20 protein-coding genes are annotated in these 23,194 nt (G+C 70.9%); 13 read left to right on the plus strand and 7 right to left on the minus strand.

The genetic code is table 11. The annotated features are described in order from the left end of the window. Positions 1–85 precede the first annotated feature (85 nt). From xseA to ACZ7L0_RS06085, 3 genes are all read left to right on the plus strand, one after another. The gene (xseA, locus tag ACZ7L0_RS06075; RefSeq protein WP_471241212.1) at positions 86–1,294 is read left to right on the plus strand and encodes an exodeoxyribonuclease VII large subunit; all 1,209 of its coding nucleotides are present in this window, start codon (positions 86–88) and stop codon (positions 1,292–1,294) included. A gap of 9 nt (positions 1,295–1,303) precedes the next feature. Further along, complete coding sequence (locus tag ACZ7L0_RS06080; RefSeq protein ID WP_471241213.1) at positions 1,304–1,528, plus strand: exodeoxyribonuclease VII small subunit; 225 nt, start codon at positions 1,304–1,306, stop codon at positions 1,526–1,528. A 131-nt stretch (positions 1,529–1,659) separates the two neighbouring features. Next, on the plus strand, positions 1,660–2,250 hold the full coding sequence (locus tag ACZ7L0_RS06085; protein ID WP_471241214.1) for a malonic semialdehyde reductase: 591 nt from the start codon (positions 1,660–1,662) through the stop codon (positions 2,248–2,250). 72 nt (positions 2,251–2,322) lie between these two features. Here the strand turns inward: ACZ7L0_RS06085 and ACZ7L0_RS06090 are convergent, their stop codons facing one another. Further along, on the minus strand, positions 2,323–2,847 hold the full coding sequence (locus ACZ7L0_RS06090) for a DUF4245 domain-containing protein (RefSeq protein WP_471241215.1): 525 nt from the start codon (positions 2,845–2,847) through the stop codon (positions 2,323–2,325). Positions 2,848–2,974: 127 nt separating this feature from the next. Here ACZ7L0_RS06090 and glpX point away from each other — a divergent pair, with 127 nt between their 5' ends. Continuing rightward, on the plus strand, positions 2,975–4,009 hold the full coding sequence (gene glpX / locus ACZ7L0_RS06095) for a class II fructose-bisphosphatase (RefSeq protein WP_471241216.1): 1,035 nt from the start codon (positions 2,975–2,977) through the stop codon (positions 4,007–4,009). Between the two features lie 85 nt (positions 4,010–4,094). Here glpX and ACZ7L0_RS06100 read toward each other — a convergent pair whose 3' ends face one another. Further along, a complete protein-coding gene (locus ACZ7L0_RS06100) occupies positions 4,095–4,472 on the minus strand; it encodes a WhiB family transcriptional regulator (RefSeq protein WP_471241217.1) in 378 nt (125 codons plus the stop codon). 174 nt (positions 4,473–4,646) lie between these two features. After that, complete coding sequence (locus ACZ7L0_RS06105) at positions 4,647–5,333, minus strand: DUF1707 SHOCT-like domain-containing protein (protein WP_471241218.1); 687 nt, start codon at positions 5,331–5,333, stop codon at positions 4,647–4,649. Between the two features lie 168 nt (positions 5,334–5,501). On the opposite strand from ACZ7L0_RS06105, the gene ACZ7L0_RS06110 reads away from it, so the two are divergent. From ACZ7L0_RS06110 to ACZ7L0_RS06125, 4 genes are all read left to right on the plus strand, one after another. After that, positions 5,502–7,169, plus strand: coding sequence for a fumarate hydratase (locus tag ACZ7L0_RS06110; protein WP_471241219.1), 1,668 nt, complete (start codon positions 5,502–5,504; stop codon positions 7,167–7,169). A 569-nt stretch (positions 7,170–7,738) separates the two neighbouring features. Beyond that, the gene (locus ACZ7L0_RS06115; protein WP_471241220.1) at positions 7,739–9,124 is read left to right on the plus strand and encodes a class II fumarate hydratase; all 1,386 of its coding nucleotides are present in this window, start codon (positions 7,739–7,741) and stop codon (positions 9,122–9,124) included. 84 nt (positions 9,125–9,208) lie between these two features. Next, a complete protein-coding gene (gene fomD / locus ACZ7L0_RS06120; protein ID WP_471241221.1) occupies positions 9,209–9,910 on the plus strand; it encodes a cytidylyl-2-hydroxypropylphosphonate hydrolase in 702 nt (233 codons plus the stop codon). A 295-nt stretch (positions 9,911–10,205) separates the two neighbouring features. Then, positions 10,206–12,272: a SpoIIE family protein phosphatase gene (locus ACZ7L0_RS06125; RefSeq protein ID WP_471241222.1), complete on the plus strand. Its 2,067-nt coding sequence runs from the start codon at positions 10,206–10,208 to the stop codon at positions 12,270–12,272. A gap of 54 nt (positions 12,273–12,326) precedes the next feature. On the opposite strand, the gene ACZ7L0_RS06130 is transcribed toward ACZ7L0_RS06125, so the two are convergent. Continuing rightward, positions 12,327–14,708: a transglycosylase domain-containing protein gene (locus ACZ7L0_RS06130; RefSeq protein WP_471241223.1), complete on the minus strand. Its 2,382-nt coding sequence runs from the start codon at positions 14,706–14,708 to the stop codon at positions 12,327–12,329. 308 nt (positions 14,709–15,016) lie between these two features. Between ACZ7L0_RS06130 and ACZ7L0_RS06135 the strand changes: the two genes are divergently transcribed. Genes ACZ7L0_RS06135 through ACZ7L0_RS06145 form a run of 3 tightly spaced genes read left to right on the plus strand, consistent with a single transcriptional unit; the run spans position 15,017 to position 18,557 of the window. Further along, positions 15,017–15,541 carry a PadR family transcriptional regulator gene (locus ACZ7L0_RS06135; RefSeq protein WP_471241224.1) on the plus strand — a complete coding sequence of 175 codons (525 nt, stop codon included), beginning with the start codon at positions 15,017–15,019 and terminating at the stop codon, positions 15,539–15,541. Further along, positions 15,541–16,230, plus strand: a complete 690-nt coding sequence (locus tag ACZ7L0_RS06140) for an ABC transporter ATP-binding protein (RefSeq protein WP_471241597.1) — start codon at positions 15,541–15,543, stop codon at positions 16,228–16,230. Before ACZ7L0_RS06135 ends, ACZ7L0_RS06140 begins: the two co-directional genes overlap by 1 nt. Beyond that, positions 16,227–18,557 (plus strand): ABC transporter permease, encoded by a 2,331-nt coding sequence (locus tag ACZ7L0_RS06145; protein WP_471241225.1) that lies wholly within the window; start codon positions 16,227–16,229, stop codon positions 18,555–18,557. Before ACZ7L0_RS06140 ends, ACZ7L0_RS06145 begins: the two co-directional genes overlap by 4 nt. A 65-nt stretch (positions 18,558–18,622) precedes the next feature. Here the strand turns inward: ACZ7L0_RS06145 and ACZ7L0_RS06150 are convergent, their stop codons facing one another. Further along, positions 18,623–19,567 carry a LysR substrate-binding domain-containing protein gene (locus ACZ7L0_RS06150; protein WP_471241226.1) on the minus strand — a complete coding sequence of 315 codons (945 nt, stop codon included), beginning with the start codon at positions 19,565–19,567 and terminating at the stop codon, positions 18,623–18,625. A gap of 139 nt (positions 19,568–19,706) precedes the next feature. Between ACZ7L0_RS06150 and ACZ7L0_RS06155 the strand changes: the two genes are divergently transcribed. Next, positions 19,707–20,261 carry a peroxiredoxin gene (locus ACZ7L0_RS06155; RefSeq protein ID WP_471241227.1) on the plus strand — a complete coding sequence of 185 codons (555 nt, stop codon included), beginning with the start codon at positions 19,707–19,709 and terminating at the stop codon, positions 20,259–20,261. A gap of 6 nt (positions 20,262–20,267) precedes the next feature. Beyond that, the gene (locus ACZ7L0_RS06160) at positions 20,268–20,801 is read left to right on the plus strand and encodes an alkyl hydroperoxide reductase (protein WP_471241228.1); all 534 of its coding nucleotides are present in this window, start codon (positions 20,268–20,270) and stop codon (positions 20,799–20,801) included. Positions 20,802–20,891: 90 nt separating this feature from the next. Here the strand turns inward: ACZ7L0_RS06160 and ACZ7L0_RS06165 are convergent, their stop codons facing one another. Together ACZ7L0_RS06165 and ACZ7L0_RS06170 are read right to left on the minus strand one after the other, a co-directional pair. Further along, a complete protein-coding gene (locus ACZ7L0_RS06165) occupies positions 20,892–22,202 on the minus strand; it encodes an AI-2E family transporter (RefSeq protein ID WP_471241229.1) in 1,311 nt (436 codons plus the stop codon). Positions 22,203–22,347: 145 nt separating this feature from the next. Then, positions 22,348–23,046 carry an aggregation-promoting factor C-terminal-like domain-containing protein gene (locus ACZ7L0_RS06170; RefSeq protein ID WP_471241230.1) on the minus strand — a complete coding sequence of 233 codons (699 nt, stop codon included), beginning with the start codon at positions 23,044–23,046 and terminating at the stop codon, positions 22,348–22,350. Positions 23,047–23,194: the final 148 nt, after the last annotated feature.

Below are 23,194 nucleotides of genomic sequence, written 5' to 3' on the forward strand. Positions count from 1 at the left end.
AGGCCGCGTACCGGGGGCCGAAGATCGCGTGTCCGTGAGGCGGCGGCCCCCGGGGTTGTCGGTACCGGCCGTTACGCTCGGGCGCATGGCTGTGAACACGTCCGCGGACGCCCCGCTCCCCGTCGGCGAGGTCTCGCGGCTCATCGGGGGCTGGATCGACCGGCTCGGGGCCGTGTGGGTCGAGGGGCAGATCACGCAGTTGTCGCGGCGGCCGGGTGCCGGGGTGGTGTTCCTGACCCTGCGCGACCCGTCGTACGACATCTCCGTGAGCGTCACCTGCTACCGGCAGGTGTTCGACGCCGTCGCCGACGTGGTCGGCGAGGGGGCGCGTGTCGTCGTGCTCGCGAAGCCCGAGTGGTACGCCCCGCGCGGGCAGCTGTCGCTGCGGGCCGCCGAGATAAGGCCGGTGGGGGTCGGGGAGCTGCTGGCCCGGCTGGAGCAGCTGAAGAAGACCCTGGCGGGAGAGGGGCTGTTCGCGCCCGAGCGGAAGAAGCCGCTGCCGTTCCTGCCGCAGCTCATCGGGCTGGTCTGCGGCCGTGCCTCCGCCGCGGAGCGGGACGTGCTGGAGAACGCCCGCCACCGCTGGCCCGCCGTCCGCTTCGAGGTGCGCAACGTCGCCGTGCAGGGCGTGCACGCCGTCCCGCAGGTCGTGCAGGCGGTGAAGGAGCTGGACGAGAACGCCGAGGTCGACGTGATCATCGTGGCCCGCGGCGGCGGCAGCGTGGAGGATCTGCTGCCCTTCTCCGACGAGCAGCTGGTCCGGGCCGTGGCCGCCTGTCGTACGCCCGTGGTGTCCGCGATCGGGCACGAGCCGGACAATCCGCTGCTGGATCACGTGGCCGATCTGCGCGCCTCCACCCCGACCGACGCCGCCAAGAAGGTCGTGCCGGACGTGAGCGAGGAGCTGGAGCGGGTGCGGATGCTGCGAGGCCGGGCGCGGCGGTGTGCGACGGCGCTGGTGGAGCGTGAGGAGCGGGGGCTCGCGCATGCGCTGTCGCGGCCCTGCATGGAGGATCCGCACCGGATGATCGACGAGCGCGCCGACCATGTGGCGTCCCTCGCCGACCGGGGCCGCCGGACCCTCGGTCATCTCCTCGACCGCGCCGACTCGGAGCTGACGCACACGCACGCGCGCGTGGTGGCCCTCTCCCCCGCCGCGACCCTGAAGCGGGGGTACGCGGTGCTGCAGAAGGCCGACGGCCATGTGGTGCGCGACCCGGGCGAGGTGACGGCGGACGAGGCGCTGCGCGCGCGGGTCGCCGAGGGCGAGTTCTCCGTACGAGTGGACACATAGGGTGGGTGGATGACCGGCAAGGTGGATGAGGCGCTCGGCTACGAGCAGGCGCGGGACGAGCTGATCGAGGTCGTACGGCGGCTGGAGGCGGGCGGTACGACGCTGGAGGAGTCCCTCGCGCTCTGGGAGCGGGGCGAGGAGCTGGCCAAGGTCTGCCGGCGCTGGCTGGAGGGGGCGCGGGCCCGGCTGGACGCGGCGCTGGCCGAGGAGGAAGAGGAAGCGGCGAAGGAGTAGCAGCAGCGGCGGCTGTGAAGCGGATCACCATGCTCCGGCATTGGTTGAACCTTGAACTTCCTTGACGTACGGTCGTGCCGTCAGCCGGTCCGGTACCCCGGATCCGGACGTCACCCGTAGAGAGTTCAGCCATGCCCCTCGCTCTTGACCCCGCCGCCCAGGACCTGCTCTTCCGCGAGGCCCGCACCGCCAACGCCTTCACCGACGAGCCGGTGACCGAGGAGCAGGTGCAGGCGATCTACGACCTGGTCAAGTTCGGTCCGACCGCTTTCAACCAGACCCCGCTGCGCATCACGCTGGTCCGCTCCCCCGAGGCCCGCGAGCGCCTGCTCCCGCACATGGCCGAGGGCAATCGGGCCAAGACCGGCGCCGCCCCGCTGGTCGCGATCCTCGCCGCGGACAACGAGTTCCACGAGGAGCTGCCGCACCTGTTCCCGGCCTTCCCGCAGGCCAAGGACGCCTTCTTCGCCGAGCGTCCGGTGCGTGAGCGCTCCGCCACGCTGAACGCCGCCCTGCAGGCCGCGTACTTCATCGTCGGTGTCCGCGCCGCCGGTCTGGCCGCCGGCCCGATGACCGGCTTCGACCCCGAGGGCGTCCGCAAGGAGTTCCTGGACGACGACCACACCCCGCTGGTGATCGTCAACATCGGCAGGCCGGGCGAGGGCGCCTCCTACCCGCGCTCGCCGCGACTGGCGTACGACGAGGTCGTCACCACCGTCTGAGCGGCCCCGCACGACATGACCGAGGCCCCCGGCAGCTGCCGGGGGCCTCGGTCATGTCGCGGGTGCGGGCGCTCACGCCATCTTCAGCGCCTCGGCCATCTTCGTGAGCTCCGCGAACGACGCCGTGCCCGCCACCACCGTCGTGGAGCCGGGGGTGTCCTCCAGCACCAGGGCTTCGTAACGGCCACCGGAGTAGCGCGTCCACGTCCGGCCGTCGATGCTCTGGGTGACCTTGGTCGCCTTGGCGCCCTGGCTGGCGCTGTCGATGAAGTCCGCGCGCTTCTGAGTGGACTGCTCCACCGTCACGTACTGACCGTCGGGATTCTGGAAACCCAGATGCCAGCGGTCGAAGTCGTCACCCTGGAAACGGACGGAGGTCGCCTTCCAGGAACCGGGCAGGCCCTCGGGCGCGGCGACCGGGTAGTCCGCGGCGCGGCGCGCCGTCAGGAGCTCGACCCGGTAGTCGACCCGCTTGAGCTCAGGAGCGTGGTCGTCATGCGGGACGAAGAGGTAGATGACCCCCGCCGCGATCCCGATCAGGCCCAGGGAGAGGATCATGTCCCGGGCCGTCTTCTGCTTGCCTTTCGTACCTGCCACGCCCTCTATCGTCGCAGGTGCCCGACGCGCTCATCCGTGGGGTCCCCTGCTCATTTTGTCTGCCTAACGATAGAGTCGGGGGCATCACCCTCATCCGGCCGTCGTCGTATCAGAAAGGTGCGCTCCGATGACCGAGCATCATCACCTGCCCTCCGAACTGGATGTGCCTTCCGAGGCACCCGACCGCAACCTCGCCCTGGAGCTCGTCCGGGTGACCGAAGCCGCGGCGATGGCCGCGGGCCGCTGGGTCGGGCGCGGCGACAAGAACGGCGCCGACGGCGCCGCGGTGCGCGCCATGCGGACCCTCGTCTCCACCGTGTCGATGAACGGCGTGGTCGTCATCGGCGAGGGCGAGAAGGACGAGGCCCCGATGCTCTTCAACGGCGAGCGCGTCGGCGACGGGACCGGGCCCGAGGTCGACATCGCCGTGGACCCGATCGACGGCACCACGCTGACCGCCAAGGGCATGCCCAACGCGATCGCCGTCCTCGCGGCCACCGAGCGCGGCGCGATGTTCGACCCGTCCGCCGTCTTCTACATGGACAAGCTGGTCACCGGCCCCGAGGCCGCCGACTTCGTCGACATCGACGCGCCCGTGTCGGTCAACATCCGCCGGGTCGCCAAGGCCAAGCGGGCCACGCCCGAGGACGTCACCGTGGTGATCCTCGACCGCCCCCGGCACGAGGGCATCATCAAGGAGATCCGGGAGACCGGCGCCCGGATCAAGCTGATCTCCGACGGCGATGTGGCCGGCTCGATCCTGGCGCTGCGCGAGGGCACCGGCATCGACCTGCTGCTCGGCATCGGCGGCACCCCCGAGGGCATCATCTCGGCCTGCGCCGTGAAGTGCCTGGGCGGCACCATCCAGGGCAAGCTGTGGCCCAAGGACGACGAGGAGCGGCAGCGGGCGATCGACGCCGGGCACGACCTCGACCGGGTGCTGACCACGGAGGACCTGGTGACCGGCGAGAACGTGTTCTTCGTCGCCACCGGGATCACCGACGGCGAGCTGCTGCGCGGCGTGCGGTACCGGTCGGAGACCGCGACGACCGACTCGATCGTGATGCGGTCGCGGTCCGGCACGGTGCGGAGGATCGACTCCGAGCACCGGCTGAGCAAGCTGCGGGCCTACAGCGCCATCGACTTCGACAGGGCGAAGTAGAAGACAGGGCGAAGAAGAAGGTCCTACGTGAATGGGGCGCTCCCGGTGCGGAGGGGGCGCCCCATTCACATGCGGGTGAGCTCGGCTAACCCGCCGCGGCTATGCGGCTCGTCGCACGTGCCGCCTTCTTGAGTTCCATGTCGCGGCGGCGGCGCCGGGCGAGGACCACACGGCGTTCGGCGGCGGTCAGCCCGCCCCAGACGCCGTACGGCTCGGGCTGGAGCAGCGCGTGTTCGCGACACTCGACCATCACCGGGCAGCGCGCGCAGACCCGCTTGGCCGCTTCCTCGCGCGACAGCCGGGCGGCGGTGGGTTCCTTGGAAGGTGCGAAGAACAGGCCGGCCTCGTCGCGCCGGCACACCGCCTCGGTGTGCCAGGGGGCGTCTTGGTCCCTGTCCCGCTCCGGCACCCGCTGGGCCGGAACGGCGGCTACCTGCAGGGACGAATGCGGCGGTTGCAGCACGGTCTACTCCTGACGACGGCTTCGCGAGCGAGAGACGATGCAGCAAGCCCTACCCGCTGTGCGCGCGCCTATGCACTGCGTTCCGGGCCGCGGGAGTGCGGCGGCTGGTTCGCGACCCTGTGCGCCGGCTGTCGAAGGACCGAATCGTTCCGTTTCCGGTCGTCTTCACGACCGTCAACGGTCCAGGTGTTTGCGCAAACCCTTGTCGACCTTTCGCTGCACGCGGTCGAGGATGTCCGAGACGAGCTTGCCCCGCTTCGGCCGCGCCTCCACGTTGCCCAGCACGGCCCATCCGTCCACGTACACGACGGGGGCGTCGGACTCGACCGAATCCAGCGTGTCCACCTCGAAGGCGCCGAGCACACCGCCGCCGGTGCCGCGCAGCGACACGTTCTCCGGGACGCGTATCTCGACGTTGCCGAAGACCGACACGGCCTTGATCACGACCTGCTGGTACTCGAAGATCGCCTCACTGAGGTCGATCTCGACGGTGCCGAAGACGGCGTACGCGTGCAGCCGTCGCCCGGCGCGCCAGCGGCCCCGGCGGACGGCGCTGCTGAACACCGCCACCACGTGGGCGTCCGCCTCGGCCGGTATCGCGCCGGCGGTCGGGCGGGGCGGTACCGGCGTGTAGGCCGGGGGCGCCTGGCGCTCGTGGGCGGCGGGCAGGTCCCGTATGAAGGCCTCCAGCTCACCGACCGTCTTGGCGCTCAGCACCCCCTCCACACGCTCGGCGTGCTCGTCGGCGGTCAGACGCCCCTCGGCGAGGGCGTCCCGCAGGATGTCGGCGATGCGGTCACGGTCGGCGTCCGAGGCGCGCAGTTCGGTGACGCGCGGTTCGGTCTGCTTGTGAAGGTCCACGGACAGCAGCGTAGCGAAACGCGATAGATCGCGACCAGGGGTGTGGACAACCTCGGCGTGCCGAACTGAGCCTTACCTCACAGGCTCGCCGTCAGCGGCAGGTTCTACGCTGGTGGGCGCCCGCCAGCGTCGGCGGGCCGCCGTCCGTAGAGTGAGGAATGGGCTGAGATGCCTGAGTTCGCGTACACCGATCTGCTCCCCCAGGGAGAGGACACCACCCCCTACCGGCTGGTGACCTCCGAGGGTGTCTCCACCTTCGAGGCCGACGGGCGGACCTTCCTCAAGGTGGAGCCGGAGGCGCTGCGCAAGCTGGCCGAGGAGGCCATCCACGACATCCAGCACTATCTGCGCCCGGCCCATCTGGCGCAGCTGCGCCGCATCATCGACGACCCCGAGGCGTCCGGCAACGACAAGTTCGTCGCGCTCGACCTGCTGAAGAACGCGAACATCGCGGCGGCGGGCGTGCTGCCCATGTGCCAGGACACCGGCACGGCGATCGTCATGGGCAAGCGCGGGCAGAACGTGCTGACCGAGGGCCGTGACGAGGAGGCCCTCAGCCGCGGCATCTTCGACGCGTACACCCGGCTGAACCTGCGCTACTCGCAGATGGCCCCGCTGACCATGTGGGAGGAGAAGAACACCGGTTCCAACCTCCCCGCGCAGATCGAGCTGTACGCCACCGACGGCGGCGCGTACAAGTTCCTGTTCATGGCCAAGGGCGGCGGCTCCGCCAACAAGTCGTTCCTGTACCAGGAGACGAAGGCCGTCCTGAACGAGGCCTCCATGATGAAGTTCCTGGAGGAGAAGATCCGTTCGCTGGGCACGGCCGCCTGCCCGCCCTACCACCTGGCGATCGTCGTCGGCGGTACGTCCGCCGAGTACGCCCTGAAGACCGCGAAGTACGCCTCCGCGCACTACCTGGACGAGATCCCGGCCGAGGGCTCCGAGCTCGGTCACGGCTTCCGGGACAAGGAGCTGGAGCAGAAGGTCTTCGAGCTCACCCAGCGGATCGGGATCGGCGCGCAGTTCGGCGGCAAGTACTTCTGCCACGACGTACGGGTCGTCCGCCTCCCCCGCCACGGCGCGTCCTGCCCGGTCGCCATCGCCGTGTCCTGCTCGGCCGACCGTCAGGCGGTCGCGAAGATCACGGCGGAGGGCGTCTTCCTGGAGCAGCTGGAGACGGACCCGGCGCGGTTCCTGCCCGAGACCACGGACGAGCACCTGGAGCAGGACGGCGACGTCGTACGCATCGACCTGAACCAGCCGATGGACGACATCCTCGCCGAGCTGACCAAGTACCCGGTGAAGACCCGCCTGTCCCTCTCCGGCCCCCTGGTCGTGGCCCGCGACATCGCGCACGCCAAGATCAAGGAGCGGCTGGACGCGGGTGAGGAGATGCCGCAGTACCTGAAGGACCATCCGGTGTACTACGCGGGCCCGGCGAAGACCCCCGAGGGCTACGCCTCCGGTTCCTTCGGCCCGACCACGGCCGGGCGGATGGACTCCTACGTCGAGCAGTTCCAGGCGGCGGGCGGCTCGAAGGTGATGCTGGCCAAGGGCAACCGCAGCAAGCAGGTCACCGCCGCGTGCGACGCCCACGGCGGCTTCTACCTCGGCTCCATCGGCGGGCCCGCCGCCCGTCTCGCCCAGGACTGCATCAAGAAGGTCGAGGTCGTCGAGTACGAGGAGCTCGGCATGGAGGCGGTCTGGAAGATCGAGGTCGAGGACTTCCCGGCGTTCATCGTGGTGGACGACAAGGGCAACGACTTCTTCCAAGATCCCGCTCCGGCTCCGACGTTCACTTCGATTCCCGTACGGGGCCCCGGCCTGGCGTAGTGCCTCTGGTGCGGCGGGGGATGGATCTCGCCCCCGCCGCCCCTACCCGTCCCATCCCCAGGGGCGCCGCCCCTTCGCCCCCGGCCCTGGGGGCTCCGCCCCCAGACCCCCGCTCGGCCCCGAACGGGCCTCGTCCTCAAACGCAGGACGGGCTGAGTGGTGCCGTCGGACGAACAAGGGCAACGACTTCTTCCAGGACCCGGCGCCGCAGCCGACGTTCACGTCGATCCCGGTGCGGGGGCCGGGGCTGGCGTAGCGCCGTCGGGGCGGCCGGGGAGGGATTGCGCCCCCGCCGCCCCTACCCGTCCCACCCCCAGGGGCTGCCGCCCCTTCAACCCCGCCCGGGGCTCCGCCCCAGACCCCCCTTCGGACTGCCGGCCTCGTCCTCAAACGCCGGACGGGCTGGTGGGTGCCGCCGGACGAACAAGCCGAACGACTTCCAGGAACCGGCGCCGCAGCCGAGATTGCGCACCCGCCGCCCCTGCCGGACTCCGCCCCCTGGACCCCCGTTCGGGCTGAAGAGAGGGTCGGGCCGGAACATCCCCGGCGCCCCGATCGCTGTACCGGGTATGAGCGAATACCGGATCGAGCACGATTCCATGGGCGAGGTACGTGTCCCGGCGGACGCCAAGTGGCGTGCCCAGACTCAGCGTGCCGTCGAGAACTTCCCCGTCTCCGGGCAGCGCATCGAGCGGGCCCACATCGAGGCGCTGGCCCGGATCAAGGGGGCGGCGGCGAAGGTGAACGCCGAGCTCGGGGTGGTCGACAAGGACGTGGCGGAGGCGATCCAGGAGGCGGCGGCGGAGGTCGCCGAGGGGAAGTGGGACGCGCACTTCCCGGTGGACGTGTTCCAGACGGGGTCGGGGACCTCGTCCAACATGAACACCAACGAGGTCATCGCCACGCTGGCGACGGAGCGGCTGGGCCGGCCCGTGCACCCGAACGACCACGTCAACGCCTCGCAGTCGTCCAACGACGTCTTCCCGTCCTCCATCCACATCGCCGCCACCGCCGCCGTCACCCATGACCTGATCCCGGCCCTGGAGCACCTCGCCTCTTCGCTCGGCCGCAAGAGCGAGGAGTTCGCCGACGTCGTGAAGTCGGGGCGGACGCATCTGATGGACGCCACACCGGTGACCCTGGGTCAGGAGTTCGGCGGGTACGCCGCCCAGGTGCGGCACGGCGTGGAGCGGCTGCACGCCTCCCTGCCGCGGCTCGCGGAGCTGCCGCTGGGCGGTACCGCCGTCGGGACCGGCATCAACACCCGGCCGGGGTTCTCCGCCGCGGTGATCGCGGAGGTCGCCCGGGTCACGGGGCTGCCGCTCACCGAGGCCCGGGACCACTTCGAGGCGCAGGGCGCCCGGGACGGGATCGTGGAGACGAGCGGTCAGCTCAGGACCATCGCGGTCGGGTTGACGAAGATCGCCAACGACCTGCGGTGGATGGCGTCCGGGCCGATGACCGGGCTCGCCGAGATCTCCCTGCCCGACCTCCAGCCCGGCTCCTCGATCATGCCGGGGAAGGTGAATCCGGTCATCCCGGAGGCCGTCCTCATGGTGGCGGCCCAGGTCATCGGCAACGACGCCACCATCACCACGGCCGGCGCGTCCGGGAACTTCGAGCTCAACGTCATGCTCCCGGTCATCGCCAAGAACGTGCTGGAGTCCATCCGGCTGCTGGCCAACGTCACCCGGCTGCTCGCCGACCGCACCGTGGACGGCATCGTCGCCCACCGCGAGCGCGCGCGCGAGTACGCCGAGTCCTCGCCCTCCGTGGTCACGCCGCTCAACAAGTACATCGGGTACGAGGAGGCCGCCAAGGTGGCCAAGAAGGCCCTCGCGGAACGTAAGACGATCCGTCAGGTGGTGCTCGAGAGCGGGTACGTCGAACGCGGCGACCTGACCCGGGAGCAGCTGGACGAGGCGCTGGATGTCCTGCGTATGACGCACCCGTAACCGGCGGGGAACCATTCGCGCCGCCCGGCCGGAACCGTGACGCGCGCCGCAGCGTCGTATGCCTCGGGCACCTAATATCTGTGCATGGCAGACGGTGGAGCGGTGAGACGCGTGGAACGCGGGGAAGCGGGCGGTGCCTCGGCCTTCTGGGCGCCCGGGAGTCAGATCCTGTGGCGGTACCGGGAGAACGCCGGCGACCGCTTCCACATCGCGCGCCCCGTGACCGTCGTACAGGACGACGCGGAACTGCTCGCCGTGTGGATGGCGCCGGGCACCGAGTGCGTGCGGCCGGTGCTCGCCGACGGCACCCCCGTGCACCTGGAGCCGCTCCAGTCGCGCTACACCAAGCCGCGCTCGGTGCAGCGCGACCGCTGGTTCGGGACGGGCGTGCTGAAGCTGGCGCGGCCCGGTGAGCCGTGGTCGGTGTGGCTGTTCTGGGAGCCGGGCTGGCGGTTCAAGAACTGGTACGTCAATCTCGAGGAACCGCTGGCCCGGTGGGACGGCGGGGTCGACTCCGAGGACCACTTCCTCGACATCTCCGTGCACCCGGACCGTACCTGGCACTGGCGCGACGAGGACGAGTTCGCGCAGGCCCAGCGGGACGGCCTGATGGACGCCCGGCTCGCCGAACGGGTGCGGGAGGCGGGGCGGGAGGCGGTGGAGGTGATCCGCGCCTGGGGCCCGCCGTTCTCGGACGGCTGGCAGCACTGGCGCCCGGACCCGTCCTGGGCGGTACCGTCTCTGCCGGAGGACTGGGACCGTACGCCCGCGCATGTGTCCTCATGAGACCCTTGATGCGCCCCCGGTACACAACCGTAGGATCGTCCTCCGCAAGGAGGATCAACCACAACTCCCGGGGCAGGTACCGGGCTTGACCGAACGTCACCGAGGGGCGGCAGGACGTGAGCGAGTGGTACGAGGGCAACACCACCGCGGACCTGAGACGGTTCGCCGGTGGCACAGGCACGGCCCCTGACCACGCGGGAATTCCGTTCCTGGGGCACGTATTCCGGGTATCGGGATTTCTGCGGGACGAACTGCGCGCCCGGCGCGCGGCCCCGGACGGATGGATTCGACACGCGTGACGGAGCAGCCCACCTCCTACGAGCGCCCCCAGGCGGGCCTCGACCCCGCGGAGCCCCGCGGGGCGCTCCTGCGTACCCCGGCACCGCTCGGCCCCGCCGCCTTATCCGCACAGGCCCGCGCCGGCGAGACGCCCTCCTCGCCGGCTACCACCACGCCCTGCGGCAAGGGGAAGGAGCTCCCAGTCAACGGCCCCGAGCACGCCCAGCCGTCCGCCGCCGAGCCGGACGCCCACCGCCCGCGCCCCGCGCCGGAGACCATCCCGGCCCAGCCGGGCGCCGAGGCGGATCCGGGCTCCGGCGGCCAGGAGCGCCGTACCGGGCGTGGACTGCCGCCGGGGCGGCCCCTGCCGATGCGACGGGACGGTGACCGGCTGCGCTTCGTGGGCGCCGCGACCCGGCGGATCGCCCGCGGCATCGACCTCGACGAGATCGTGATGGGGCTGTGCCGGGCGACCGTGCCCACCTTCTCCGACGCGATCCTGGTCTATCTGCGCGACCCGCTGCCGGTCGGCGACGAACGCCCCACCGGGCCCGTGGTGCTGCGGCTGCGCCGCACCGACCGGATCCCGGAGGAGCGGGACACCGAAGGCGGCTTCCTGCCCGCGCCGGCCCCGGAGAGCGACCTCCCGGAGCTGTCCTCGGTGACCGCCGAACTGTGCGAGGTGCGGCCCGGCGGCGCGCTCAACGAGGTGCTGCGCGGGGTGCGGCCGGTGTTCGCCGACTCCCCCGCCGCGCGCGCCGCGCTGCCCGAGCTCCTGGGCGAGGGTGGCGAGTCCGTGGTGCCCGAGGGACAGCACGCGATCCTCGCGCCGCTGCGCGGACGCCGCCGGGTGATCGGGGCCGCGCTGTTCCTGCGCCGTCCGGAGCGGCCGGCGTTCGAGGCCGACGACCTGCTGGTCGCCGCCCAGCTGGCCACGCACAGCGCCCTCGGCATCGACAAGGCGGTGCTGTACGGCCGTGAGGCGTACATCGCCGACGAGCTGCAGCGCACCATGCTGCCCGAGACCCTCCCCCGCCCGACCGGCGTCCGGCTGGCCTCCCGCTATCTGCCGGCCGCCGAGACCGCACGGGTCGGCGGCGACTGGTACGACGCGATCCCGCTGCCCGGCAGCCGGGTCGCGCTGGTCGTCGGTGACGTCATGGGCCACTCCATGACCTCGGCGGCGATCATGGGCCAGCTGCGCACGACCGCCCAGACCCTCGCCGGGCTCGATCTGCCCCCGCAGGAGGTGCTGCACCATCTGGACGAACAGGCCCAGCGGCTGGGCACCGACCGGATGGCGACCTGCCTGTACGCCGTGTACGACCCGGTCTCGCACCGCATCACCATCGCCAACGCCGGCCATCCCCCGCCCGTCCTGCTGCACCTGGGCGGCCGGGCCGAGGTGCTGCGGGTGCCGCCGGGCGCGCCCATCGGCGTCGGCGGCGTCGACTTCGAGGCCGTCGAGCTGGACGCGCCCGCCGGGGCCACGCTGCTCCTCTACACCGACGGCCTGGTGGAGTCCCGCCTCAGGGACGTGTGGACCGGCATAGAGCAGCTGCGCGAGCGGCTCGCCGCGACCGCCCAGCTCACGGGGCCCGACCATCCGCCGCCCCTGGAAGCCCTGTGCGACGAGGTGCTCGACATGCTCGGCCCGGGCGACCGGGACGACGACATCGCGCTGCTCGCCGCCCGCTTCGACGGGATCGCGCCGAGCGACGTGGCCTACTGGTTCCTGGAGCCGGAGGACGCGGCCCCCGGCCGGGCCCGCCGGCTGGCCCGGCGCGCGCTGGCCCGCTGGGGCCTGGAGGAGCTCAGCGACTCGGTCGAGCTCCTGGTCAGCGAGGTCGTCACCAACGCCGTCCGCTACGCGTCCCGCCCGGTCACCCTGCGTCTGCTGCGCACCGACGTGCTGCGCTGCGAGGTCGGCGACGACGTGCCCCAGCTGCCGCGGCTGCGCCAGGCACGGGCCACGGACGAGGGCGGGCGCGGGCTGTACCTGGTGAACCGGCTGGCCCGGCGCTGGGGCGCGACGCGCCTGAGCACCGGCAAGGTGGTCTGGTTCGAGCTGAACCGCAGTTAGGGCCTGTCCGGCGGAACGCCGGACAGGCCCTGGGCCGGTTCAGAGCCGCTCGGCCTACTGACCGGCGCTTCCCGGGTTGAGCGGGTTGTCCGTGATGCCGCCCGTCGGGGTGTTCGACGGGGTCGGTGGCGCGGACGACGTCGGTGGCGCGGAGGAGGTCGGCGGCTTGCTGCTCGTCGGGGGCTGCGACGGTGTCGCGGAGGACGGCGACGCGGAGGACGGCGGCGCGGAGGAGGGCGGCGCGGACTCGGTCTCGGTCGGCGACTGGGAGAAGGTCGGGGTCCTGGTCGGCTCGACCGCGGCGCCCTGGGTGGTGTTCAGGTCGAACTTGGCCTTGTGCGTGACCCCGAAGGTGTACACCGCCCAGATCTTCGCCGGGTAACCGCCACCGTTGATCCGTCCGGGGGGCTTGAGCAGGCCGGTCGCGCCCGTCAGGGGCACGTGCTCGTGGGTCTTGGGGTTCTCGCCGAACAGGCCGACGGAGGTGACCAGGTCGGGCGTGTAGCCGGTGAACCAGGCCGACCGGTTCTCGTCGGAGGTACCGGTCTTGCCGGCCACCTGCTGGCCGTTGCGCAGCGGGTTCCGCGCCACCGACTCATTGGCCGTACCGTCGTCGACCACGCCGGTCAGCACCGAGGTGACCGTGTCGGCGGCGGTACGGCTGATCACCTGGCTGCCGATCGGGTTGGGGATCTCGGGCGAACGGCCCTTCTTCTCCGCCGACTTGATGATCGACGGGGTCACCTTGGCGCCGTGGTTGTCGAGGGTGGCGTACACCCCGGCCATCTCCAGCGGGCTCGCGCCCATGGTGCCCAGGGTCTGCGCGGGCACCGCCTCCAGGTCCTCGGTGTCCATGCCCAGTTCGCCCGCGACCTCCAGGACGTTCTTCATGCCGACGTCCACGCCCATCTGCGCGAAGACGGAGTTGACGGAGCTGTTCATCGCCTGCTGGACGGTGATGTCGCCGTAGTTGCGGCCGTCCTCGTTCGGCGGCGCGAAGCCCACCTTGGTGCCGTGGTCCACGACCGGGCGGCGACTGGTGCCGTCGTAGATCGTGTCCGGGTTGATCGGCTTGCCGTCCTGCGTCTGGGCGCCCTGCTCCATCGCGGCGGCGAGGATCAGCGGCTTGAACGTCGACGCGGGCTGGAAGTCCCGGCGGGTGGCGTTGCTGTAGAAGTGCGTGAGGTAGTTCGTGCCGCCGTACAGGGCGACGACCTTGCCCGTCTTCGGGTCGACCGACACGGCCCCGGCCTGGACGTAGCCGTCGACCTTGCGCTTCTTCGGGTTGAGCTTGCTGGTCAGCTCGGACTTGACCGCCTTCTCCAGCTGCGCCTGCTTCTTCTTGTCGATGTTCAGGGTGATGGTCCAGCCCTGTCTCTCGACCTTCGCCTCGGCGTCGGTCCGGGAGATGCCCTCGTCCTTCATCAGCTGCTGTGCCAGCTGCGAGTTGGCGAGCGCGACCAGATAGCCCTTCTGGCCCTCCATGCCGGGGGCGCCCTTCGGCTCCTTGGGCTTGGGGAAGTGCATGTCCTTGCGCTTGGCGGCGTCCAGCCAGTGCTCCTCGACCATGTTGTCCAGGACGTAGTTCCAGCGCGCCGTGACCAGCTTCTTGCCGGTGGGGGACGCGGCCGCCCAGTCGTACTGGCTCGGCGCCTGGAGCAGCGCGGCGAGGTACGCGCCCTGTGCGACGCTGAGCTTTTCGGCGTCGACCTGGTAGTAGGCGCGGGCGGCGGCCTGGATGCCGTAGGCGCTGCGGCCGTAGTAGCTGGTGTTGATGTAGCCCGCGAGGATCTCGTCCTTGCTCTTCTCGCGTTCCACCTTCAAGGAGATGACCAGTTCCCTGAGCTTGCGGGTGACGGTCTGGTCCTGGTTCAGGTAGTAGTTCTTGACGTACTGCTGGGTGATGGTCGAACCACCCTGCTTGCCCTTGCCCGCCAGCGTGTTGAGCAGTCCGCGGGCGGTGCCCTTCAGGTCCACGCCGTGGTCGTGGTAGAAGTTCTTGTTCTCGGCGGCCACGAAGGTCATCTGGACCTTCTTCGGCACCTTCGCCAGGTCCACGGCCTCCCGGTCGACCTTGCCGTCCCGGGCCAGGATCGTGCCGTCGCTGTACTTGTAGATGTTGCTCTGCTGCTGTGCGGCCACGTTGCCTGCCGGGATGTCCACGGACAGGTAGAGCGCGATGAAGGCGCCGATGCAGAGCAGGCACAGTCCGAAGAACGTGCCGAGGATCTTCTTCCAGGTGAACAGCCGGCGTATTCGGCCCTTGGCGGGCTTGCCGCCGGCGGCCGGCTTGCCGGTCCCCGCGGCGGCCGCGGCGTTCGCCGTTGCGGGGGCGTTCGCCGCGGCCTGGGCGTTCCCGGTGGGCTGCGAGCGGCGCTTGGGCGCCGCGCGGTGGCCACCGCGCTGCCGCGCTCGTCTCTCTTCCGCTCGTCCCATGGGCCCCTACGCTCCGCTTCGGTCTCAGGTCAGCTCAGAAAGCTAACACCGCTGTATATGACAAAGGAGCTCCGATCCGCCCTTTTGCGGACGTGACAATCAGCACCCCGTTCCAAGAGAACCGACGGCTGACGAGGTCGGAGGGTTGCTTCCGGGGTGAAAAAGCGGGTGCCGCCGCGGCGGACCGCGGAGCGGGCCGTGTAGCAGAACCGTGACAATCGGCCCCCACCTGCGCGCCCGCACCCCCCGCCACGGCCTGCGCACTCCGCGTATACACCCGACGTATACACCCTATGTAGAGTGCTGTCATGTCCATCGGTCACACCCTTCTGGGGCTCCTGGAGTCCGGCCCGCGACACGGCTACGACCTCAAGCGGGCCTTCGACGAGAAGTTCGGTCACGACCGGCCGCTGCACTACGGCCAGGTCTACTCGACGATGTCCCGGCTGCTGAAGCACGGCCTCGTCGAGGTCGACGGGATCGAGGCGGGCGGCGGGCCCGAGCGCAAGCGGTACGCGATCACCGACGCCGGCATCACCGATGTGGAGCGCTGGCTGGCGACGCCGGAGAAGCCGGAGCCGTACCTCCAGTCGACCCTCTACACCAAGGTCGTACTCGCGCTGCTGACGCACCGGAACGCGGCCGACATCCTCGACACGCAGCGCGCCGAGCACCTGCGCAGCATGCGGATCCTGACCGACCGCAAGCGCAAGGGCGATCTGGCGGACCAGCTGATCTGCGACCACGCCCTGTTCCACCTCGAGGCCGACCTGCGCTGGCTGGAGCTGACCGCCGCGCGCCTCGACAAGCTCCGAGAGGCGGTCTCCGCATGATGGCCCCCCCCGCTGGTTCCCTGCTCACCGCCGACGGGCTGCGCAAGGCCTACGGGCCGACCGTGGCCCTGGACGGCGCCGACTTCTCCATCCACCCCGGCGAGGTCGTCGCCGTGATGGGGCCCTCCGGGTCCGGCAAGTCGACGCTGCTGCACTGTCTCGCCGGGATCGTGCCGCCCGACTCGGGCTCGATCACGTACGACGGGCGGGAGCTCGCCACCATGAGCGACGCCCAGCGCAGTGCGCTCAGGCGCAGTGATTTCGGGTTCGTGTTCCAGTTCGGGCAGCTCGTCCCGGAGCTCACCTGCGTGGAGAACGTGGCGCTGCCGCTGCGGCTGAACGGCACCTCCCGCAAGCAGGCCGAGCGGACCGCGCTCACCTGGATGGAGCGGCTGGAGGTCGACGACCTGAAGGGCAAGCGGCCCGGCGAGGTCTCCGGCGGCCAGGGGCAGCGGGTCGCCGTGGCGCGATCCCTGGTCACCAGCCCGCGGGTGCTCTTCGCCGACGAGCCGACCGGCGCGCTCGACTCGCTCAACGGCGAGCGGGTGATGGAGCTGCTGACGGAGGCGGCCCGGTCCACCAACGCCGCCGTGGTGCTGGTCACGCACGAGGCCCGGGTGGCCGCCTACTCCGACCGCGAGATCGTCGTACGGGACGGCAAGTCACGGGACATGGAGCGCGCCGTATGAGCGTGCGGCAGTGGTCCAGGGATCTGGCCATGGGGGCCCGGTTCGCCGTCACCGGCGGACGCGAGGGCTGGGTACGGATGCTGCTGACCGGCGTCGGCGTCGGGCTCGGCGTGGCGCTGCTGCTGCTGACGACGGCCATTCCGAACGCGCTGTCGGTGCGGCACGAGCGTGAACAGGCCCGGCTGGACTACACGTACAGCCAGAAGACGCTGCCCAAGGCGGACGACACCCTCGTCATCGCCGACATCGACTCCACGTTCCGCGACAGATCCGTGCGCGGGCGTCTGGTGGAGCCGGAGGGGCCGCACGCGCCGCTGCCGCCGGGTGTGCGGGAGTACCCGGCGACCGGCGAGATGGTGGTGTCCCCGGCGCTGAAGTCGCTGCTCGCCTCCGACGGGGGGAAGCTGCTCAGGGAGCGGCTGCCGTACCGGATCGTCGGGACCATCGCGGAGCGCGGGCTGGTCGGCTCGCACGAACTCGCCTACTACGCGGGCGCCAAGGGGCTCGCGGCGAAGATCGACCACTCCCAGGTGAACCGCATCGACCGCTACGGCGACCCGCACCCGTCCTCGGAGCGGACGGACCCGGTGCTGGTCCTGCTCACCCTCGTCGTCTTCGTCGTGCTGCTGATGCCGGTCGCCGTGTTCATCGCCGCGGCCGTACGGTTCGGCGGTGAGCGGCGCGACCGCAGGCTGGCGGCGCTGCGGCTGGTCGGCTCCGACAGCCGGATGACCCGCCGGATCGCGGCGGGCGAGGCCCTCGCGGGCTCCCTGCTCGGCCTGGTCCTGGGCACGGTCTTCTTCCTGATCGGCCGTCAGGCGGCGGGTTCCGTCGACCTCCTCGACGTCAGCGTCTTCCCCAGCTACCTCAACCCCTCCCCCCTGCTCGCCGTGCTGGTCGCGGTCGCGGTCCCGGCGGCGGCCGTGGCGGTCACGCTGTTCGCGCTGCGCGGGGTGGTCATCGAGCCGCTGGGAGTGGTCCGTACGACACGGCCGGCGCGTCGGCGCCTGTGGTGGCGGCTGCTGCTGCCGCTCGCGGGGCTCGGGATGCTCTTCCCGATGATCGGGCAGGGCCGCGACAACGGGGACTTCAACCAGTACCTGGTCGCCGGCGGCGTCATCCTGCTGCTCGTCGGCGTCACCGCGCTGCTGCCGTGGGTGGTGGAAACGGTCGTCGCCCGTCTCGGCTCCGGCGGGGTCGCCTGGCAACTGGCGATCCGGAGGCTGCAGTTGAGCAGTGGCACGGCCGCGCGCATGGTCAACGGCATCGCGGTCGCGGTGGCCGGGGCGATCGCGCTGCAGATGCTGTTCTCCGGGGTGGACAGCGCCTACACCAAGCAGTCGGCGAACGATCTGTCCCGGGCGCAGATGCAGGTGGCCGTGCCGACCGGGGTCGAACTGGCCTCGGCGACCGAGAAGTTCACCGGCACCAAGGGCGTGCGCAAGGCCACCGCCCTGGCCAGTGGCGAACTCGCGAGCACCCGCAGGGATCCCGGCACCTCCAGCCAGATCACCGTCGGCGACTGCGCCGCCCTGCGCGAGGTGGCCGCCCTGCCCTCCTGCCGGGACGGTGATGTCTTCGTCCTCCAGGGGGGCGAGTACGACACCGACACGCCGAACCTCGCGCGTCCCGGCCGGACGCTGTACATCGACCCGACCTACTCCGGTGACCGGGGCGCCGAGATCGCCTGGACCGTGCCCCAGCACCTCGACCGGGTCCGGTCCGTGAAGGACCCCACGAGCGTGCGGCGCGGCGGCTTCCTGATGACTCCCGGCGCGGTGCCCGAAGGGGCGGCGGAGACGCTGTACGGGGAGGTCTTCCTGTCGCTGGACAAGTCCGTGCCGGACGCTCAGGAGTACGCGCGCAACACGGCGGCGGAGATCGACCCGATCGCGGACGCCATGATGTGGTCGTCCACCGAGCAGTCCGAGCAGTTCACCTCCATCCGCACCGGCCTGTTCGTCGGCGCCGCCTGTGTGCTGGCGCTGATCGGCGCGAGCCTGCTGGTGTCGCAGCTGGAGCAGCTGCGCGAGCGCAAGAAGCTGCTCTCCGCCCTGGTCGCGTTCGGCACCCGGCGCCGCACGCTGGGCCTGTCCGTGCTGTGGCAGACGGCCGTGCCGATCGCCCTCGGTCTGCTCCTCGCCTCCACGGTGGGCCTGACGCTGGGCGCGGTACTGCTCCGTATGACGGCCACACCGGTGCGCGTCGACTGGGCGAGCGTCCTGTCGATGACCGGCGTGGGCGCGGCGGTCGTCCTCACGGTGACCCTGCTCAGCCTGCCGCCCCTGCTCCGGCTGATGCGGCCGGAGGGCCTGCGGACCGAGTAGGACTCCGGTCCGGCGTTCGCGAGGGCCCCTTTCCCGGGAGACGGGAAGGGGCCCTCGCCGTCGTCCTACGCCCGGTCCAGGACCCGTACGGGCAGCGGTCGCAGGGCCTCCCGGAGGGCGGTCGCGAGCTCCTGGTACTCGGCGCCGCGGGCCGCGCCGGCGCGCATGGCGAGGGCGATGCGACGGCTCGGGGCGGGCTCGGCGAAGTAGCCGGTGAGGAGCTGGTTGCTGCGGGTCGTCTCGACCTTCACGGCGGTGCGCGGGAGCAGGGTGCAGCCGAGTCCGCCGGCGACGAGCTGGACCAGGGTGGACAGGCCCGCCGCCGTGGTGGTGACCGGCGCGTCCTCCCGTCCGGCCTCCCGGCAGATGTCCAGCGCCTGGTCGCGCAGGCAGTGCCCCTCGTCGAGGAGGAGCAGATTGAGCTCCTTCAGGGCCTCGCGCGGGATGCCCTCACGGCCGCCGAGCCAGTGTTCGAGGGGGGTGACGAGCACGAAGTCCTCGTCGAAGAGGGGGAGTTCGACGACCCCGGGCACGCCCAGCGGGACGGCGAGCAGCAGCAGGTCGAGCCGTCCGCTGGTCAGGCCGTCGATGAGGCTGACGGTCTGCTCCTCGTGCACCTGGAGGTCGAGGTGCGGATAGCGGTCGTGGACCAGGTTGAGGACGGTGGGCAGCAGATAGGGCGCGACGGTCGGGATGACCCCGAGCCGCAGCACCCCCGTGAACGGCGCCCGGACCGCCTCGGCCTCCTCCAGCAGCGCCCCGACCTCGTCCAGCACGGCCTTCGCCCGTACGGCGAGACGCTCACCGGCGGGCGAGAGCAGCACCTTGCGGGTCGTACGCTCGAGGAGCGTGACCCCGAGGGCCTCCTCCAGGGCGGACACCGCCCCCGACAGCGCGGGCTGGCTCATCCCGATGGCCGCCGCCGCGTCCCGGAAGTGCAGGTGCTCGGCCACCGCGGCGAAGGCGCGCAGCTGGGAAAGGCTGGGCTGCCTGCGCTTACTGCTACTCATGGTCACTGATAGCTACCTCCGATCAACACGACCGAGTGTAGCTATTTCCCGAATCAATGCACCCTGTGCCAACATCGAAAAAGTCCAACCCATGGGAAACACCTGCGATCCAGGTGCTTCTTCGCTGCAAGGAGAGCGTGTGCTCACTGTCGGTGACAAGTTCCCCGAGTTCGAACTGACCGCCTGCGTCTCGCTGGAGAAGGGCAAGGAGTTCGAGACGATCGACCACAAGACCTACGAGGGCAAGTGGAAGGTCATCTTCGCCTGGCCCAAGGACTTCACCTTCGTGTGCCCGACCGAGATCGCCGCGTTCGGCAAGCTGAACGACGAGTTCGCCGACCGCGACGCCCAGGTTCTCGGCTTCTCCGGTGACTCCGAGTTCGTCCACCACGCCTGGCGCAAGGACCACGACGACCTGCGCGACCTGCCGTTCCCGATGATGGCCGACTCCAAGCACGAGCTGATGCGGGACCTCGGCATCGAGGGCGAGGACGGCTTCGCCAAGCGCGCGGTCTTCGTCGTGGACCAGAACAACGAGATCCAGTTCTCCATGGTCACGGCGGGCTCGGTCGGCCGTAACCCCAAGGAGGTCCTGCGGGTGCTGGACGCGCTGCAGACGGACGAGCTCTGCCCGTGCAACTGGAGCAAGGGCGACGAGACGCTCGACCCGGTCAAGCTGCTGGCCGGGGAGTGACCTGACATGTCGCTCGACTCCCTCAAGTCCCGGATACCGGACTACGCCAAGGACCTGAAGCTCAACCTGGGCTCGGTCATCGGCAACTCCGAGCTGCCGGCGCAGCAGCTGTGGGGCACGGTGCTGGCGACCGCGATCGCCTCCCGCTCCCCGATCGTGCTGCGCGAGCTGGAGCCCGAGGCGAAGGCGAACCTGACGCCGGAGGCGTACACGGCGGCGAAGTCCGCCGCGGCGATCATGGCGATGAACAACGTCTTCTACCGCACCCGCCACCTGCTGTCGGACCACGAGTACGGCACCCTGCGGGCGGGTCTGCGGATGAACGTCATCGGCAACCCCGGTGTCGACAAGGCCGACTTCGAGCTGTGGTCCTTCGCGGTCTCCGCCATCAACGGCTGCGGCATGTGCCTGGACTCCCACGAGCAGGTGCTCCGCAAGGCCGGCATCGACCGTGAGGTCATCCAGGAGTCCTTCAAGATCGCCTCCGTGATCCAGGCGGTGGGCGTGACGCTGGACGCCGAGGCGCTGCTCGCCGAGTAGATCGGGTTCCCTCCGGGCCCCGCTCACCCTTGGGTGGGCGGGGCCCTCGGCGTTGGCGGGCCCCTTGCCCAGGGACGCGCCGGGCAGGCCCTAGGAAGCGGGCTCGGCGGTCGGCTCGGCTTCCGGCTCCGGCGTCGCTTCGGCCTGGGCGGCGGCCAGTCGGCGGGTCTGTTCGTGGGAGTAGGCCCGCAGGTAGGCGACCACCGTGTTGGTCACCGCCACCAGCGGCACCGCCACCACCGCACCGCCGATCCCCGCGATCATGCCCCCGGCGGCCACGGACAGCACCACCGCCAGCGGATGGACCCGTACCGCCCGGCCGAGGATGAACGGCTGGAGGATGTGCCCCTCGATCTGCTGCACCGCCAGGACCACCAGCAGCGTCATCACCGCCGTGAAGACGCCCTGGGTGACCAGTGCCACCACCACCGCCAGCGCGCCGGAGACCACCGCACCGACCAGCGGGATGAAGGCGAAGAGGAAGATGAAGACCGCGAGCGGGACGGCCATCGGGACATCGAGGAAGTAGATGCCGAGGCCGATGAAGATGGCGTCGATGAGAGCGACGATCACCGTGCCGCGGACATAGGCCGTGAGGGTGCGCCAGGCGCGCGGACCCGCTCCGGCCACGCCCGGCCGCGCCGCCGCCGGCACCAGCTTCAGCGTCCACTCCCAGATGCGTCGGCCGTCGTAGAGCAGGAAGAGCGTCGAGAAGATGGTCAGCAGGATGCCCGTGAGGGCCTCCACGACGACCGTCACGCCCTCCAGGCCCGCCGAGGTGATCTGGTCGGTGTTCGCCCCGATCGCCTCCCGCAGGTTCTTGGCGATCTGGTTGATCTGCTTGTCGGTGACGTGGAAGGGGCTGTTCAGCAGCCACTTGCGCAGCTCGTCGATGCCGTCCTGGATCTGGTCGGAGAGGTTGTCGATGTTCTCCATCACCTGCCAGGTGACGAACCATCCCATCAGCCCCATGATGACGAAGCCGAGGATCGCGGTGAGCGCGGTGGCAGGACCCCGCGGCAGCCCCCAGCGCCTCAGCCGCGCCACCGTGGGCTGCAGCAGCGCGGTGATGAGCAGCGCGGTCGCGAAGGCGAGCACCACCAGCTGTACGGCGCTGATGACCCGCATCAGCACCCAGACCGTGCCGGCCAGCACCAGCAGCCGCCAGCCGGCCTCGGCGGCGACCCGTACGCCCCACGGCACCGCCTGGGCGGGATCGGGGCGGACCGGGACGACGACCGGTGCCTGGTAGTCGATGGGCGCCGGTTCGGCCTGGGGCGCCGACGAGCCGGAGGAGCCGCTGTGGTCCTTCTCCACCTCGGCCCTGCGTTCGTCCAACCGCTCGCCCACCTCGGTCAGTCCGGCTCCGAGCCGACCGAGCCACCCTGGCACTCGTGACATGATCCGTCCTCTTCCCCCGTGTCCCTCGTGTCCGCGGGTGCTTTCCACCACTCCCCCCATGGAGTCGTCCGGGTCCGACCGTACATGGCAACAGCCCCTCCCCGTAGGACGGGGAGGGGCTGCGCGGGGTTGAGAGTGGCGCGGCTCAGTAGTAGTGGTTCGCCTGCCAGAACGCCCAGGCGTCGCACGGACTGCCGTAGCGGCCGTTCATGTAGCTGAGGCCCCACTTGATCTGAGTGGCCGGGTTGGTCTGCCAGTCGGCACCGGCGGACGCCATCTTCGAGCCGGGCAGTGCCTGGACGAGGCCGTAGGCGCCGGAGGAGGCGTTGGTCGCCCGGTAGTTCCAGCTGGACTCGTGGTCCACGATGTTGCTGAAGCACTGGAACTGTCCCGCGCCCACGATCTGACGCGCCATCGCCTGGATCTGCGCGACGGAGTAGGAGCCCTGGACCGGGAAGCTGGAGGAATCGCGGACGTCGCTGCGGCTGGCCGCGGCCTTCGTCTCGGCGCGCTCCTTGGCAGCCTTCGCCGCCGCCTTCTCGGCGGCCTCCTTCTTCGCGATAGCCGTCTCGGCCGCCGCCTTGCGGGCCGCTTCCTCGGCGTCCTTCTTGGCGCTCGAGTCCGCGGCGATGGCCTGCGTGTCGGCCTGCTGCGTCAGGGACGCGGTCTGCACCTGGGCCTGCTGGCCCGCGGGGATGTCCGCAAGCAGCGTGGTGTCGGCGGCCGTCGGCTCGGCGTCGTTGTTCTGCGCGACGCTGCCCGAGGCAACTCCGACGACGCTTCCGACGGCGGTGACCGCGGTGGCCGAGGCCACTGCGAATCCCCGGACCGAAATCCGGCTCACACGGTTTCCTTCCAGCATCGCCCGCTTCGGTGACCCTGGCGGACGCAATCGTGCCCCTTGGCGCTGGCCTCCCAACTGCGGGGTCACGGGAGGCACGGGCCCGGTGGGCAACTCCCCCAGGGGGAGCGCCGCGTGGTGCGCGGGCGGC

The organism is Streptomyces sp. NPDC039424 (assembly GCF_055639495.1).

What these genes read in the sequence shown, in the direction of transcription:
- ACZ7L0_RS06150 (WP_471241226.1), bottom strand. Translation starts at nt 19,567, where the DNA reads ATGAGTAGCAGTAAGCGCAGGCAGCCCAGCCTTTCCCAGCTGCGCGCC.
- ACZ7L0_RS06145 (WP_471241225.1), top strand. Translation starts at nt 16,227, where the DNA reads ATGAGCGTGCGGCAGTGGTCCAGGGATCTGGCCATGGGGGCCCGGTTC.
- ACZ7L0_RS06130 (WP_471241223.1), bottom strand. Translation starts at nt 14,708, where the DNA reads ATGGGACGAGCGGAAGAGAGACGAGCGCGGCAGCGCGGTGGCCACCGC.
- ACZ7L0_RS06160 (WP_471241228.1), top strand. Translation starts at nt 20,268, where the DNA reads ATGTCGCTCGACTCCCTCAAGTCCCGGATACCGGACTACGCCAAGGAC.
- ACZ7L0_RS06080 (WP_471241213.1), top strand. Translation starts at nt 1,304, where the DNA reads ATGACCGGCAAGGTGGATGAGGCGCTCGGCTACGAGCAGGCGCGGGAC.
- ACZ7L0_RS06115 (WP_471241220.1), top strand. Translation starts at nt 7,739, where the DNA reads ATGAGCGAATACCGGATCGAGCACGATTCCATGGGCGAGGTACGTGTC.
- xseA (WP_471241212.1), top strand. Translation starts at nt 86, where the DNA reads ATGGCTGTGAACACGTCCGCGGACGCCCCGCTCCCCGTCGGCGAGGTC.
- ACZ7L0_RS06085 (WP_471241214.1), top strand. Translation starts at nt 1,660, where the DNA reads ATGCCCCTCGCTCTTGACCCCGCCGCCCAGGACCTGCTCTTCCGCGAG.
- glpX (WP_471241216.1), top strand. Translation starts at nt 2,975, where the DNA reads ATGACCGAGCATCATCACCTGCCCTCCGAACTGGATGTGCCTTCCGAG.
- ACZ7L0_RS06110 (WP_471241219.1), top strand. Translation starts at nt 5,502, where the DNA reads ATGCCTGAGTTCGCGTACACCGATCTGCTCCCCCAGGGAGAGGACACC.
- ACZ7L0_RS06165 (WP_471241229.1), bottom strand. Translation starts at nt 22,202, where the DNA reads ATGTCACGAGTGCCAGGGTGGCTCGGTCGGCTCGGAGCCGGACTGACC.
- fomD (WP_471241221.1), top strand. Translation starts at nt 9,209, where the DNA reads ATGGCAGACGGTGGAGCGGTGAGACGCGTGGAACGCGGGGAAGCGGGC.
- ACZ7L0_RS06135 (WP_471241224.1), top strand. Translation starts at nt 15,017, where the DNA reads ATGTCCATCGGTCACACCCTTCTGGGGCTCCTGGAGTCCGGCCCGCGA.
- ACZ7L0_RS06140 (WP_471241597.1), top strand. Translation starts at nt 15,541, where the DNA reads ATGGCCCCCCCCGCTGGTTCCCTGCTCACCGCCGACGGGCTGCGCAAG.